Genomic DNA, 13943 nt, shown 5'->3' with positions numbered 1-13943 from the left:
GCCTTTTTTCCTCAATATCGCCGTTTTCAGAAGGTCTATCAATTCAGATTGTACTATCTAAAAGTGTTTACAATAAAAAACCTCCGTTTCACCATAAGCGGAACGGAGGTTTTTATGAATTCACTTTTTTAATTACCAGCCTGGGTTTTGTTCCAGATTTGGATTATCGACGATATCCGCATTCGATATCGGTTTGAAATATTTCTTGTCAGAAAACTCCCGGTCTTCGTCGGCACGCCAAATGATATGACCTTTATCCCCTTCTGACAATTTGGACGCTACACCATCGATTACCACATAGGTAACGTTCGCCGTAGTTTGTGCAGGAATAGATTTTACGAAAGAAACGTCGGGTGTACCATTACCGTCTAAATCCATTTCGGTATTCATTGCCGGTACATATATACCTTTCCAATCCATTTCAAGTAATTTACCCTTTCTCCATCGCAACAAATCATCGTAACGGAATCCTTCATACACCAATTCAATTCCTCGTTCACGGCGTACCTCCAATAGATATTTGTCCGATATTTCTGGGAAATATACAGATTGGAGATAGCTATCGGCCGTTTGAGGCTCCTGGTTGTTCACACCTGCTCTACTTCGTAGCGCACCAATAGTTTGATTCCATACCTCTGTATTCATCTCGCCAAGTTCAGCTTTGGCTTCAGCATAGTTTAGCAATATCTCGGCATAGCGCATCATACTGACGGAGTTATAGCTCTCCGCTACACCATCGAGACGCTTATCATCAAGACTGAATTTCAAGATATGGTAGCCGGTAAAGGTGTATCCGAAGTTGGGCGGCGCAGCAGAGCCATCCGATCTTTTGTAACCCAATGAACGAACGGTTTGCGCTAAACGAGGGTCTCTGTCTGCCATCTCTTCTACAAATAGAATTTGGTCAAAATTATCTTTATCGGTGAAACGTGTGCCGTCTGTTTTTAGATAAGTGTTTACAAACTGTTTGTTCAGACCCCAACGTGCTCCGTAAGTCGCCGAGTTAAATTTCCAGGTTACCTCGTGCCATCTTTTTAATGCGTTATTGTAGACGGTAGCCCACATAATTTCGCTCGCTACTGGGTTTTCGCTGATGAACAATGTCCGATAATCAACGTCCGCATTCCCAGTCTGATGAAGGCTGTATTGGCCAGATTCCATGACTTGTTTGGCAGCATCAGCTGCCTCATTGAGCCAAAAGTTTGCGGTAGATTGTAAGCCCAGTTGGCCGTGGTTTTTACGGAAAGTACCTTCAAATAACGCTATACGTGATTTTAGACCTAATGCAACCCATTTTGTGATCGTGGAGGCAGAGTTATCTTTATTAGAGCGGATATTGGCGATCGCGAAATCCAGATCTGCTAAGACAGAGTCCATTACCGCTGTACGCGGGTCGCGGCCTTTATACAAATCCGGGTCGTCTGTCGCTAAAGCCTTTGAATAATACGGAACATCACCGTACGTTTTCACCATTCCGAAGTAGAAGTATGCTCTAAAGAAACGAGCAATGCCGGCATAGTGGTTTCGAGCCTCCTCTGGAATAGCAGGATTATTGTACTTTTCCAAAAAGTAATTGACATTACGTAGGTTTGTCCAATTCCATTTTCCTTGATCTACGGGGGAGAAATTACCCGCTATAAAGGTAGGAGAGTTGTTCTTTGAGGTGAAATCACCCATTTCGTCTGCCTGAACAATGCTCAACGCCGCTGGCGTGAAATTTTGGTAAAAGGAATTGACGTAAAGAGCCAGATCCGCTTCTGTATTAAAGAAAGATGTCGGCACCAATTTGTCGAAAGGCTCTTTGTCCAAAAAGTCTGAACAGGAGCTGAACCCTACACAGGTACAAATCAATAATATTATAGTTCTAATTTTCATTTCTCTGGACATTAAAAAGTTAAGTTCAAACCTATGGTTGTTGTTTTCAGCATCGGATAGGCATACCCTTGGCCGGATCCATTGGTCAATTCACCCACAGGGTTTTCCATGACTTCTGGGTCAAAGTTTTCCGTGTGTTTGAATAAGCCTGAGGCTGTAAACAGGTTTTGTGCCGATAGGAATACCTGTGCCCTGCGGATTTTCATTTTCGAAATCCATTCATTCGGTAAGGCATAATCCACGGTCAATGTTTTCAAACGTAAATAGGATACGTCTTGCAGGTACCGTGTTTGAGGTGCTCCAAGTGATCGATCAGTGCCCAACGCAGTATAACCTCTATATCTTGGGAAGTAAGCGTCTGGATTTTCTTCCGTCCAGTAGTCATTCATCATGGTTACAGGTTGGTAGCCATAAGGTCTGTTGTATGGACCCCAAAACAAGCCCGCTTCTGACGCGAAGTACCAATCCCGCTTTCCTATACCTTGGAAGAATGCCGATACACCTACGCCTCCCCAATTACCCGACAATGTAAACCCGTATTGGTAGCGAGGGGAGTTGTTCCCGATAACGCGGCGATCCCCAGGATTGTCCACCGTGTTATTTCCTTGGTTGATAATCCCGTCATTATTCAGATCGGCAAATTTTAAATCACCTGCCAGCCACACGTTATTATTCGAGTTCTTTAGGAAGTCTTGGTCAGCATGATTTTTCACGTCTTCATCAGAGGTAAAGAAGCCTAAAGTTTCGTAACCCCATATTTCTCCAACTTCCTGTCCTACGTAATAGGTGGTAAGAAGTTTATTTGGATTGTTGAAACGCTCAATGGTCGATTTACTGTCCCACAAGGAACCGTTGATTCCCCACTTGAATGGTTTGCCTGCTAAGTCAAATTTGTTTTGGTAGTTGACTGTCAGTTCCCAACCTTTGGTCGAGAGGTCGGCATAGTTGCCATACGGTACTGTTGCGCCAAACACATTTGGTAACGGCTGCCCAGAAGTGAACATGTCGTAGGTCATCCTATTGTACCAGTCGAAGTTGATATTGAGGCTATTTTGTAGCAAGCCTAAATCTACCCCCATGTTGAATGTTGTTGATCTTTCCCAAGTGAGTCCATTAGGAATCACGCCGGGAATACTGGTGTAGTTGGCCTGTACGCCATTTAGGATAACGGAAGTTTTGGCGACAGACATTTGTTCAAGGTAGCGGTACGGAGCCACATTACCATTACCTAACGAGCCATAAGATGCTCTAAACTTTAAGTTGCTTACGATCGAGCGTGCTCCTTCGAAAAAGTTTTCGTTAGAAACCACCCAACCCGCAGATACCGATGGGAAAAAACCATATCGTTGGTGCGATGGGAATTTTGAAGAACCGTCATATCGGCCGTTTAATTCGAGCAAATACTTGTTGTCGTAGCCATAGTTAAAACGATAGAATAGACCAAGATATGCCCACTCGTTACCACCGCCGGTAATGGCGTAGTTGAGTCCGTCCATCAAGTTGAAGTCTGGTTTGCTCTCGACTAAAATACCGTCTCGTTGTGCACGCAAAATGTTTGTTGATGAGCTTTCTACGTTATAACCAATTAGCGCATTGATATCATGCTTATCGGCAAGTTTTGTAACGTAATTGGCCGTGACGTTTGCTGCAAGGTACTTGGTATCTTCATTCCACTCTCTGAGCAAGCTTCTGCCAAAACGGGAAATCTGCTCAGGCGCATTGCTGTAGTTCATATAGTTGTTGGTACGGACTTCTTTTTCCCAGGTTTTCGCATAGGAGAAATCACCTTTCAAGGTCAATCCTGTTGTAGGTTTGACAACGAGTGTGGTCGTATTACGTAAATAAGTATTGTTCAAGTCCGATTTGTTGTTGCCTTCCATATAAGAAGCTACTCCCGTATATACGGCAGTATGGGTATACGTACCGTCAGGGTTATAGATAACAGCCATTGGATAGCCCTGATGCTCAAATTGTCGCCAGATATTACCATCTCCGTCGGCAAACATTGGGTACACATAGTCATAGCTGCTTAATTCCGTGTTGTTTTGGAGTGTAATCCAATCATTGATTTGAATATCTCCTTTTCCACGTAGGTTGTATTTGTTGAATTTGTCAGGACTGTATTTGAAGAGACCATCTTGGTGGTAATATCGACCGGAAACATAATAAGATGCTTTTTCACCTCCGCCCGACACACTAAGAGCCTGTTCGGTTGCTGGCATCATGTCGTTATAGATCATATTGTACCAATCCGTATTTCCAAAGTACTCGTATCTGTTTTTTGCTGGATTGAACACGGCGTCCTCCCCTGTAGGATTGTCGTTATACTGCTTCAGTGCCTCCAAGTACTCCAGGGAGAAAGGATAGATATTGTTGACAGAGATGGGGGTAGACTTGTAGTCGTACCACGCATTGAATGCCTCATTGAAATTGTTTGCCCATTCGTACCCATTCGTGATCAATTTTGGTTCTACCGTACGTTGATTGATCGAGTAGCTGGAGTTGAAATCTACTTTAGTCATTCCTTTTTGTGGGTTTTTGGTCGTAATCAATACCACACCAAAGGCAGCACGTGAACCGTAAATTGCACCTGAAGAAGCGTCTTTGAGTACAGTGACACTTTCGATGTCATTGGGATTTACATTGTTCGCATCACCTTCCACGCCATCGATTAGGACTAATGCGCTACCGCCTGCACCAATAGATGTGGTACCACGAACGTTAAATGTCGCGCTACGTGTAGGACTACCATCAACCATTTTCAGGTTTAGGTTGGGCAATGTGCCTTGCAGCATACGGCTTAAGCTTGGTGAGGGTCTATTCTCCAAGACCTCAGTACCCACTTGAGATACAGCCCCTGTCAGATTAGCCTTTTTCTGCGTACCATATCCTACGACGACTACTTCTTCCAAGTCATTCGCTACGGTAAGTGTGATGGTTGCATAGACATTAGGCCGTACCTGTACCTCCAGCGTTTTATAGCCGACAAGCGAAACGACCAAAGTTTTTTCACCTTCGGAAATTTGTTCAAAGCTGAATTCACCTTGCAGGTTGGTCTGTGTTTTGTATGCTGTACCTTGTAGCGATATCGTTGCCGAAGCAAGTGGATTTCCCTGAGTATCTACTACTTTACCCGAGATTTTTTGTACCGCTCTCGTCGACGTATTCATCTCCCTTGTTATAGGGTCAGCAAGGAGATTTGTAGACATAGTCATCCCTGCCAATAGCAATATTGGTATATAAAATTTCATATATAGTTGATTATAAGCTGAGTTCTACCGCCAAATGTTTGTCGCTTCGGATATAGGTCGAAACCACCTCGTAAGTCAGTGTTGACTGTCCTTCTGCTGCTGTAATGGTCTGTGCAGACTGTGGATACAAGATCACTTTTTTGGTACCGTTGCCTTCTTTTAGTTGCAATTCAAAGTACAAATCACTGTTGTTCGAGATCTCGTAGTACTTTGTTACCTTTCCTTGGTTATTCGCTTTTTCGTGGTATGCCTCACCCATCGTTACGCAGGCATTGAATAGATCGCGGATATTTTCTTCTTTGCCAAACAGGTAGTTGCTGGACCAAGCCACTGTGTTTCCTTTTTCAAGCGCTTCGCGAATAGCTGCCGCACTACGGTCTTTTGCCATGACCAGGGTCATTGTGCGATGTACACCTTCACGTTCGATATCATAATCGTGAGCGATGAGGTTGTGGATATCGGTATTGCCGATGACGGTGAGGTTGCGGTCCAAGGCCCAGTCCAGTGCTTTTTTGTGGAAACCAAATCCATTGACCACTTCGATACCGTGGAGGTTTTTTGCCTGATACATTTCCTCTACAAAGGGAATCCACTCATACGATCCAGGGATTTGGGTCGCTTTCCACCCCGGGTGGTTCCAGAATATAAAGGCATTTTGATCGACTACCGCTTGTATAGCCTGTTTATCAAGTTCACTTGCACGGTCGGCTACCAAATTGGCATCATCCTCGATAAACAGTGCGTTGAAATGTCCGGGAGGCGTGTTACGCGTCACCTCTGTTCCTTTGATTAATATCAAGTTGTTCTCTGCCGCTAAATTTTCAGCAAGTTCGTGTGGTCGGAGGTTACCCGGCTTCACATCGGCCGAGTGAGGTGTGTACTCGACATGTTCTGTAAAGGAAATCGCATCTAAACCTTCTTTCCAGGCCTCTTGAACACGTACATTGGGCCATACGTGACCGTCTGTGAAGACCGTATGCATGTGGAAATCACACTTTAAAACGGTTAAACCATTTACTTTAGGAATAGAGATGATCTCACGTTTCTTAGGATAACGAAATTCGTCCAAGCGTTGGATGCCATCATCCGTTTGTGCTTGACTTGGAAAGCTCAGTAAGCTTACTGCTGCAAATAAAATTAAAGTTTTCTTCATGTTCATCAATACAATGTGATTTGGCCACAAAGCTATTGAAGCAGCGTAAAGAATATGTGAAGTTTAGATGACTAAACTGTGAACTTTATTGCTTGGTCTGTCCGTGATGGAGCCTGCATTGAAAAGGCTCCATTACAGAGCATAAAAGGATTAAGATATTCTTCATTACAAGTATTTAAAGAGCAGATAAGGACATATTACTTTGGGTATTTGAGAGTGTAAAATAAACTGTGTCAAGATTAGTAAATATCGAAGATCTTTGAATAGGATGAATCGCCTCAAATCTTCCAAAAAAGAGTTCGAGTTTCGTACCAGTAAGTTCACAAACAAAAGCAACTCCAAAAAGGGTTGCTTTTTTTGTATAGCTGGGGATGAGAACAGAAGGGTTGGGATGGGTTCGAACATTTTTCTTTGCGGCCTGGAGTGCGGGCTTGTGGGACGCAAACAATCCCAGCGGGATCACAAACAAAAGCTCAATCGAAAGATTGGGCTTTTTTGTTAGCTGGGATGAGAACAGAAGGGTTGGGATGGGTTCGAACAATCTCGTTCCGGGATGAGTGTTAGACAAAATCATTTATTCGTCTTTTTATCGAACTCACGTTTAACATAGAAGTAACTAATCTTTATAGAACCCACGACGCAAACAGATAATTTTAAAGATATCCAGCATACCCCACCAAAGCTAAACAGATACTCAACTTTAGATTTCAACATTAAGGCCTGTATATATTCTTAGCGCATTGGCATAATAAAGCTTGTAGAGAACCTCTTCAGGTAGATCAATACCCATAAAAGCACCATTTACCTCTGTATATTCACAACCTTTGTTTGTTGTGAAGTAGTTCCAGTCATTAATTAGGGAGCTCATCAATTTCTCCGGATTGTTGTAGGCGTCTGTTCCATATAGGATACGATCAGCATATTTAATAAAGAAATTACGCACCCCCTCATAATCGTGGACCGACTGCATCTGCAAATGCCCTAAACGGGAAGATAAATCAACGTAAAAGTTAGCATGTTGATCAAAACGCTTTGCAAGCTCTCCATAACTCCACTCTAAGCTTCCCAGATGAGCACCTATTAATGTTAGATCAGGATATTTAGTAAGTAAATAATCTCTTGCTTCTATCTGACGTTCGTACGAAGGAATCTCAGGATGTAAATATGCATGAAATTCAGGATTTTTAATGTAATAGGCCTTATTACGTTCCGAGGTCATTTCTTCAATAGGTAACCAGCAATTCTTCGGTTCTCCCAAGTGGGTAAGCACAGGAATCTTGTTTTCACTTAAATAGACGAAGAGCGAATCAAAAAAGGGGTCATCAATCATTAAAAATGATTGATCATTAGGTTTCAAAATCTCCATTCCGATATTTTTCCAGATTTTAACACCCACAGCTCCTTGATTAATCGATTTTTTTAAGCGTTCCAATACATTGGGATACCAATTTGGATTCTCCCAACCTTGCATTTCAAAACTGGCAATATAAGCGAAGTGTGCAGGAGCTTTTTTAATATATGTCAAAGCCACATTTTCCTGAACTTCCATATCAGGGAAAACACCCGCATTTGTATTAATGTTGATGTATTTTATATGATAGTCTTTTGCTATTTTCTCATACACAGGGTCATAAAATGTCGAGTGAAAATGCGCATCTATTTTCGGAAAATTTTCAAGTTTAAGCATGAGAATCGGTACTTAAAGTCATTTTGTAAACATTGGTTTCCTTTGGTTGAAAACCTATTTTTTTATACAAATTATTAGCTGCAACCCGGGCAGGAGAAGATGTCAGGCTCAAAACATCCACATTATGCTGCCTGGCAAATTGGATAGCAAATGTTACTAGATGCTCACCAATACCTTGTCCTCTGAATGATTCGTCAACGGCAACATCTTCAACCCAAGCTTTCTTTCCGGTTAGCGACTGATAAATTCCTACCGTCAACATACCCATACATACATCCTGAAGGTTAGTAGCGAAAAAAAGATGACTGTTCTCAGAACATATTATTTCTCTCAACTGCTGATCGGAAATATTACTTTCGGGATCTGTTAATACTTTCAGTAAGTGCTTAACTGTATTTTTTACTTCATGACTATAGTCCGTAATCTCTTTAATCTGTAAATCCATTTTTGGTTTAATAGTTTTGTTTGCAAATCGTTTCGGACTGTAATAATTGTATGCAGTCAAAAAAGCTCAACCGAAAGATTAATCGCACTAATTTATTTCAGTTTAAGCCGTAATACCTTGTCGCTATTTGTTATATATAGTATTTTTTCATCTGCAGACAACGCCACATTCGACACCGGATTATCTAATTTTATTTTTCCGAGCACCCTACCCTGACTGTTAAATATCCATATTCCTCCCGGGCCACTGGCATACACAATGCCATTACGATCTATTTTAAGACCATCGGGCAATCCCTTTACCCCTCTACGTTCGTTTGTAGCACTGTAAAACAATTTTGGGGTAACGACGGTATCGGTCAAATCGAGTAAGTACCAATCTGCAGCGTTGGGATCAGAGTTCCCAATAAGCAGCTTTTTTTCATCCGAAAAGAAGTCAATACCATTAGGCCTGCTGATCTTATCCGTTAACAGCACGATTTCACCATTTTGTTTTACCTGATACACTCCGTTAAAAGGAATTTCTTTTTCAGGGTCATCATCTCCTTGGGTTTGCAATCCATAGGGAGGATCTGTGAAAAATAATTCATTTGCTTTGTTGTACACGACATCATTAGGGCTACTTAACCGTTTACCGTCATACCGATCCGCCAATGTCGTGAAGACAGCTTTAGGCTGCTGTATCGACGCATCCATTTTTGCAACCTGACGATTCCCATGCTGGCATATCACTAAGTTTCCTGCATTGTCCAAAGTGAGTCCATTACTGCCGGGTTCTTTTTGTACGCTGGGAACATCCCCGGTATAGCCACTGGGCTTTACATATATTTCGCTTCCTTTTTCATCCGTCCATTTGTAGATTGTATTTGTTGGCACATCCGAAAACAGCAACATCTGCTCGCTTTCGACCCATAACGGGCCTTCGCTCCACTCAAAACCTTCAGCAATAATTTCCGCCACTGTATTGCCGTCGATAATGCTGTCCAACGCCGGATCCAACCGCTCAACACTGCCCGTGGTTTCGTATTGCGTTTGTTCAGATTGTTGAGGAGTATTACATGCAAATGCTGTAATTAAAATACATGGAATAAATGTCAGTTTCATATATAGAATGTTTTATCATAATATTACGTTTATATCTATATTCTAGTAGAATAGAACCAAACGTTTAGCAATCACTTTTACAAGCATTCAATATTTGCTTAAGCAACTTTAACAAACCTACATAAATTCATTTTTATGCACAATTTAATTGCATAGCATAAAAATGAATTTATGTAATATAGTATTAACTAACTTCTTCTTTTGTTCAGCAAACTACTGACAAAAAAACTGACTATTGCACCAACTGCAGCTAATACAGCGGTCTTGACCATGTCGTCAAGCGTGATGCTCCCGAATAGGGAACAGATGGTACCCCCTAGGGTACCCATCTGTATATTACTCAGCGGCTTCATCGCCAGCCTCCTTCCCCTCTGCGGTTGGCGCAACGCTGTCCTCTGCCCTATCCGACAGCACCGCATCCAGCACGCCTAATCCTACTGCTACATATTTCAAAATATGCAATGCCTTACCGGGCAATTTTATTGGTGCCAGCAGTACCACCTGTACCGCCTGGCTGATTTTTTTGATTGTTGTTTTCATTTTAATAAATTGTCTTTAATGGTGATGATATTCCAATTGTAAGGGCAACCCTTGTGGTTGCCCAAACGTTAAGGGTAACCACGAGGGTTACCCCTACCGAATCAACAAAAACACCTCTCCTTCCATATCCCACAGGCTGTACACCAAAGCTTTCAGCTTATTCAGTGCCTTGCGGCTTTCGGTGCCTGTGCCTTCGCCCGTCAGTGCTGTGACGGGGGCTATGCAGCCCATCAACTCCTTCATAGCGTTGTTGGCCGGGTGGATCAGGATGGCTTCGCGCCCAAGAACATTCGGGATACCGATCTGTTCGCCGTGTTTGGGATACTTCCGTTTTTCGAGTTTATAACGCCCCTGTGGAATACAGCTGATACGCTGTATATTATCCTTGTCGGGCAGTTCAATCGTGTGGCAGATTTTCTCTCCTTCGTAATAAATTGTTCCGTTTGTTCCCTGTGCTCCATAAGTCCGTTGGAGAACGAGGGTGTGTTGTGTTTTCATCGTATTGCGATATGCGTAGTGCGCCTGCTGCAGGCAGGTATTGAGACGAGGTGGGTTTACCCATTGATAGGTCGCGGATGTCTAAAAGATAAGTTTTTTTGTCAAGCTGAGCGCCTGCCTGCGAAAGGCAGGCACTCAAGAATACATTTTAGAACTTTTAGACAAGCTCCTTCACTTAGGGGATATTTACATCCACGATCGTCATCACGTTGTAGGGGTTGTTATTCAACAGATAAAAATCGTCGTTGGTTTCCTGATAGGTTGTGATCCCCACCATGATGTACACGACTTTTTCACTATCTGGCGGTAGGTTTACCTCCAGTGTTTCCCCTAAGTGTTTTCCAATCAAGGGGATAAATGCCGATCGTTGGACCTCCGGGCGCGGTATATTCTCCGGATCAAGTGTCTGCTCGACAGCGGCCAAGGTAAACTGGATATGGGTAGCGCCTTCCAGTAGCGTAACGTCAACCCGAGGATCAAACTCCGGTATTGTCAGGGTGATTTCGCCCGACTCCCGATCATAGCTTGTCGACAAATTTTCACCAAACATAAAACTCAGGCTACTGTTGTCGTTAAATTCCAAGCCTTTGAGAAGTCTGGAGTTTTCCGGCTTAAAAACCCGCTCGCCGCGTACGCTATCCCTATCCATCTTTTGGATACGATGCACTATCGAGGTCAGCCTGTTTCTGAACGATTTGTCTGCCAGTCCTTTCAAAAGGTTGTTAAGCTGAATACGTATCAGCTTAGCCAGCTGGGCTGCGCTACCAAATTCCGACATGTTTTCCCGCGTACGCTGGAAATTGGGATCGGACATGATCCGTTTTTTGTCAGGACCACCGGCCATGCGTGCTTCATACCCTCTTGTGCGGTGTTTGCTAAAGGAAAGATCCCCGATCCTCCCTCTGAACTTTACTAAACTTTCTTGTTTTGCCATAACATTTATTTTTTTGTGTCCTCCAAAGATGAGGAGCCTGTTTTCGAGGCTTGTCCAAAATGTCCTGATATGACCAAGATGGCATAAAGTGTCGTTTTATTTCCTGATATGTCCTAAAACGGCATAAAATGTCCTAATATGTCCAAAATAAAAAAGACAAAAGATACTGTTGAGGTACTGTAGTCCTACTAAAGTTCTACCAAAGTAGTAGGACTGAGGTACTGGAGAGCTACTAAAGAGGTACTAAATCCCTCCTATTTGGTACCTCTTTAGTATAACCGCGGTAAATTGTTGGTACATCCGGCCTATCTCATTAACCACACCTATGGGATGCAGCAAACAATTTCTCGAAAGTGTTGTTTAACCGGTGTTATTAACTTTCTCTATAACAGGGCCGTTGAGGTGTAGCGATGGTCGCTTACCTACGGGAGGGTATCTCGCTGAAACGGGGAATCATGGTATCACCCTGATTGTCCACAGCCGGATATACCTATGTCCTGTGGCAATCGCCAGATTATAAATCCTATGTTAAAGAAAAGTAAAAGGCTATGTATTAGCCCTAAGGATATTGCCATCATTCTTGACATCAGTCTGCGTCAAGCTAATAGACGCTATAACCAAGCTAAAGACGCTTATGGGCGCTTAAGACATCAACACCTGACCTTCCGCGAGTTTGCCGAATATTATGGCCTGCCTTTAGACGAGCTCTACGAAAGGCTGAATTGATCAGATATGCAATTTCTGCCAGAGGCTGCGCTTTCGCTCAGCCTCTTTGCTGTGTCAATTGCTGTAATTGTTCCTGTGCTTCCTCCAATTCTTTGAGCGCACCGTTTGGTATAATGCGTGCTTCCTCCCCCTCCCCCCGTAGGTGCAAATACGCTTCTTCAGTTGTTTTCTCAATAGATTCAATCGCCAGCAGCGATACCAATTCACTCCGCGTCAGTTTGTAGCACAATAAGGAATATTTTTTCATAATTTCCGACAGCGCATTATCTCTAGTTTCGCCCCTTCGGCCATCCATCAGCCGGATGTGTACGATCTTCTGGCCAGCAAAGGGTTTAGCGATGTAAAAGGTGCTCACAAGATGGATAGGAACGGACACTTCGCCTTCATCTTCCAACCGAACTTCAACTGGCAACATCAGTTGTTTCATCAGATCGAGCATTTTATTCATCCTGCCATTTACTTGATCTACCCCAATTATACGCTGCTCCAAATCATGCCGCTGTAATTTTATTTCCTGTATGTCCTCATTTAGCCGCTGAATCCTTTTTTCATCTCTCCGTATGATATAGTAGCCCTGCATCATAAACATGCAGAACACGACAACTACAAAATCCCTGTCGACATATTCGGTCTTTGAAAGATCGACTCCGAACATGCTGTCATATATTTCATACACTATCCTTAAAACTAAAAAAGGAAGAACAGTAACAAAAAGTATCACTCTAGCCCATACATATCGCTTCTTTTTCACGGGAGACGACAGCCGGTCAAAAACATAGCTTAACCAAGCTATAATCATAGCCAATACGTACATCAATACAAAAGATGCCAGGAAATTGATCAAATGGGTCTTGGTAAAGCTATGTAGTAAAGGCAAGCGGGTAGCATAGAACGTGACGGAAAACGCAGATAGAGCAGCCATTATTACCCATACTATTTTATTCCCATACCAAGAGTCAAAGAAGCCTTTCATGCGGCAAAAAAATCGTCTCATAATCAGTCACAATTATATAGGTGTTAGCAATAATAACAAAAAGAAATTACTTTCCCGTATGAAATTTGCTTCATTTTTTCAAAGATTCGCGATTTATTTTCTTTCGTTCGCGCAGAGAAAACACCCTCTAAACCTATTTAAACCATGATTTTCCTCCTTTTCGCGCAAGGGGTATCGGTGTTCGCGATTTAACAGCTCCTGTTATTCTTTTTCTTTCCCACCGGTATTTAATTTTGGTCCATAGATCGCGATCAACAATCATTTTTTATCTAACAAAATCAAATGTGTATGAACACTTACAGTTTAACCCGTGAGGATGTGTACAGTTGGAAAACAGAATTGTACAATTCCGATTTACAGACACAGCGCCGTGAGCAGGCCATGATTGGTCTCTCCTTAGTCAATTGGGCTACGGTAAGATTTTCGCTTATGCCGAGTCAGGTAACCTACCTTAATGCATTGCCGCCCGAGTTTATCAAGATCCTCCAAGCCGATCTTATCGAAGCTATCAACCATCATTTTGACATTATTCTGGAAAAAGAAATACGTCCTTTCTCCAATGGTTCCGGGCCTGAGGACTCCGTCAAAGTAACTGAAACGCGCAAAAAAGCAGCTGCAAGCGCTAGCTATCAGCCGGAAGGCTCCGATCCACTACCCTTGGGTTCTGATTCAACCATGAATGGCGAATTGGTCGTTCGTATTTATTACAAGGATGCCTAGCCCGGTGGTATGAACTA

General features: G+C 42.7%; 13 protein-coding genes. 2 read left to right on the top strand and 11 right to left on the bottom strand.

All coding sequences use genetic code 11. The features are described 5' to 3' along the window. Positions 1 to 132: 132 nt before the first annotated feature. The 10 genes from BM375_RS03470 to BM375_RS03425 all read right to left on the bottom strand — a co-directional run bounded on the left by BM375_RS03470 (position 133) and on the right by BM375_RS03425 (position 11486). Positions 133 to 1875, bottom strand: coding sequence for a RagB/SusD family nutrient uptake outer membrane protein (locus BM375_RS03470; RefSeq protein ID WP_093364052.1), 1743 nt, complete (start codon positions 1873 to 1875; stop codon positions 133 to 135). Positions 1876 to 1886: 11 nt separating this feature from the next. After that, on the bottom strand, positions 1887 to 5126 hold the full coding sequence (locus BM375_RS03465; RefSeq protein ID WP_093363782.1) for a SusC/RagA family TonB-linked outer membrane protein: 3240 nt from the start codon (positions 5124 to 5126) through the stop codon (positions 1887 to 1889). Between the two features lie 10 nt (positions 5127 to 5136). Further along, on the bottom strand, positions 5137 to 6279 hold the full coding sequence (locus tag BM375_RS03460) for an Sb-PDE family phosphodiesterase (protein ID WP_170852578.1): 1143 nt from the start codon (positions 6277 to 6279) through the stop codon (positions 5137 to 5139). A gap of 700 nt (positions 6280 to 6979) precedes the next feature. Then, entirely contained in the window at positions 6980 to 7966 is a 987-nt protein-coding gene (locus tag BM375_RS03450) for an amidohydrolase family protein (RefSeq protein ID WP_093363779.1), read from the bottom strand. Beyond that, positions 7959 to 8411, bottom strand: a complete 453-nt coding sequence (locus BM375_RS03445; protein ID WP_093363778.1) for a GNAT family N-acetyltransferase — start codon at positions 8409 to 8411, stop codon at positions 7959 to 7961. Before BM375_RS03445 ends, BM375_RS03450 begins: the two co-directional genes overlap by 8 nt. A 92-nt stretch (positions 8412 to 8503) precedes the next feature. Continuing rightward, on the bottom strand, positions 8504 to 9514 hold the full coding sequence (locus BM375_RS03440; protein WP_093363777.1) for an SMP-30/gluconolactonase/LRE family protein: 1011 nt from the start codon (positions 9512 to 9514) through the stop codon (positions 8504 to 8506). Between the two features lie 188 nt (positions 9515 to 9702). Beyond that, entirely contained in the window at positions 9703 to 9843 is a 141-nt protein-coding gene (locus BM375_RS17135) for a hypothetical protein (protein WP_170852577.1), read from the bottom strand. Between the two features lie 7 nt (positions 9844 to 9850). Beyond that, positions 9851 to 10054, bottom strand: a complete 204-nt coding sequence (locus BM375_RS03435) for a hypothetical protein (protein ID WP_093363776.1) — start codon at positions 10052 to 10054, stop codon at positions 9851 to 9853. A 93-nt stretch (positions 10055 to 10147) separates the two neighbouring features. Further along, positions 10148 to 10552, bottom strand: coding sequence for a DUF5675 family protein (locus tag BM375_RS03430; RefSeq protein ID WP_093363775.1), 405 nt, complete (start codon positions 10550 to 10552; stop codon positions 10148 to 10150). A 175-nt stretch (positions 10553 to 10727) separates the two neighbouring features. Further along, positions 10728 to 11486, bottom strand: a complete 759-nt coding sequence (locus BM375_RS03425; RefSeq protein ID WP_093363774.1) for a hypothetical protein — start codon at positions 11484 to 11486, stop codon at positions 10728 to 10730. A 525-nt stretch (positions 11487 to 12011) separates the two neighbouring features. Here BM375_RS03425 and BM375_RS03420 point away from each other — a divergent pair. After that, positions 12012 to 12212, top strand: a complete 201-nt coding sequence (locus tag BM375_RS03420) for a hypothetical protein (RefSeq protein WP_212611626.1) — start codon at positions 12012 to 12014, stop codon at positions 12210 to 12212. A 37-nt stretch (positions 12213 to 12249) separates the two neighbouring features. Here the strand turns inward: BM375_RS03420 and BM375_RS03415 are convergent, their stop codons facing one another. Further along, positions 12250 to 13185 carry a hypothetical protein gene (locus BM375_RS03415; RefSeq protein ID WP_093363772.1) on the bottom strand — a complete coding sequence of 312 codons (936 nt, stop codon included), beginning with the start codon at positions 13183 to 13185 and terminating at the stop codon, positions 12250 to 12252. Positions 13186 to 13494: 309 nt separating this feature from the next. On the opposite strand from BM375_RS03415, the gene BM375_RS03410 reads away from it, so the two are divergent. Further along, entirely contained in the window at positions 13495 to 13926 is a 432-nt protein-coding gene (locus BM375_RS03410; RefSeq protein WP_093363771.1) for a hypothetical protein, read from the top strand. Positions 13927 to 13943 lie beyond the last annotated feature (17 nt).

The organism is Sphingobacterium wenxiniae, from assembly GCF_900116225.1.
GTDB classification, from domain to species: Bacteria; Bacteroidota; Bacteroidia; order Sphingobacteriales; family Sphingobacteriaceae; genus Sphingobacterium; species Sphingobacterium wenxiniae.
This window is presented reverse-complemented; position numbering and strand designations above follow the sequence as displayed.

Excerpts from the sequence above, each read along its gene's own strand:
- BM375_RS03440 (WP_093363777.1), bottom strand. The coding sequence starts at position 9,514 with ATGAAACTGACATTTATTCCATGTATTTTAATTACAGCATTTGCATGT.
- BM375_RS03450 (WP_093363779.1), bottom strand. The coding sequence starts at position 7,966 with ATGCTTAAACTTGAAAATTTTCCGAAAATAGATGCGCATTTTCACTCG.
- BM375_RS03435 (WP_093363776.1), bottom strand. The coding sequence starts at position 10,054 with ATGAAAACAACAATCAAAAAAATCAGCCAGGCGGTACAGGTGGTACTG.
- BM375_RS03410 (WP_093363771.1), top strand. The coding sequence starts at position 13,495 with ATGAACACTTACAGTTTAACCCGTGAGGATGTGTACAGTTGGAAAACA.
- BM375_RS03415 (WP_093363772.1), bottom strand. The coding sequence starts at position 13,185 with ATGAAAGGCTTCTTTGACTCTTGGTATGGGAATAAAATAGTATGGGTA.
- BM375_RS03420 (WP_212611626.1), top strand. The coding sequence starts at position 12,012 with ATGTTAAAGAAAAGTAAAAGGCTATGTATTAGCCCTAAGGATATTGCC.
- BM375_RS03470 (WP_093364052.1), bottom strand. The coding sequence starts at position 1,875 with ATGAAAATTAGAACTATAATATTATTGATTTGTACCTGTGTAGGGTTC.
- BM375_RS03430 (WP_093363775.1), bottom strand. The coding sequence starts at position 10,552 with ATGAAAACACAACACACCCTCGTTCTCCAACGGACTTATGGAGCACAG.
- BM375_RS03445 (WP_093363778.1), bottom strand. The coding sequence starts at position 8,411 with ATGGATTTACAGATTAAAGAGATTACGGACTATAGTCATGAAGTAAAA.
- BM375_RS03425 (WP_093363774.1), bottom strand. The coding sequence starts at position 11,486 with ATGGCAAAACAAGAAAGTTTAGTAAAGTTCAGAGGGAGGATCGGGGAT.
- BM375_RS03465 (WP_093363782.1), bottom strand. The coding sequence starts at position 5,126 with ATGAAATTTTATATACCAATATTGCTATTGGCAGGGATGACTATGTCT.
- BM375_RS03460 (WP_170852578.1), bottom strand. The coding sequence starts at position 6,279 with ATGAAGAAAACTTTAATTTTATTTGCAGCAGTAAGCTTACTGAGCTTT.
- BM375_RS17135 (WP_170852577.1), bottom strand. The coding sequence starts at position 9,843 with ATGGGTACCCTAGGGGGTACCATCTGTTCCCTATTCGGGAGCATCACG.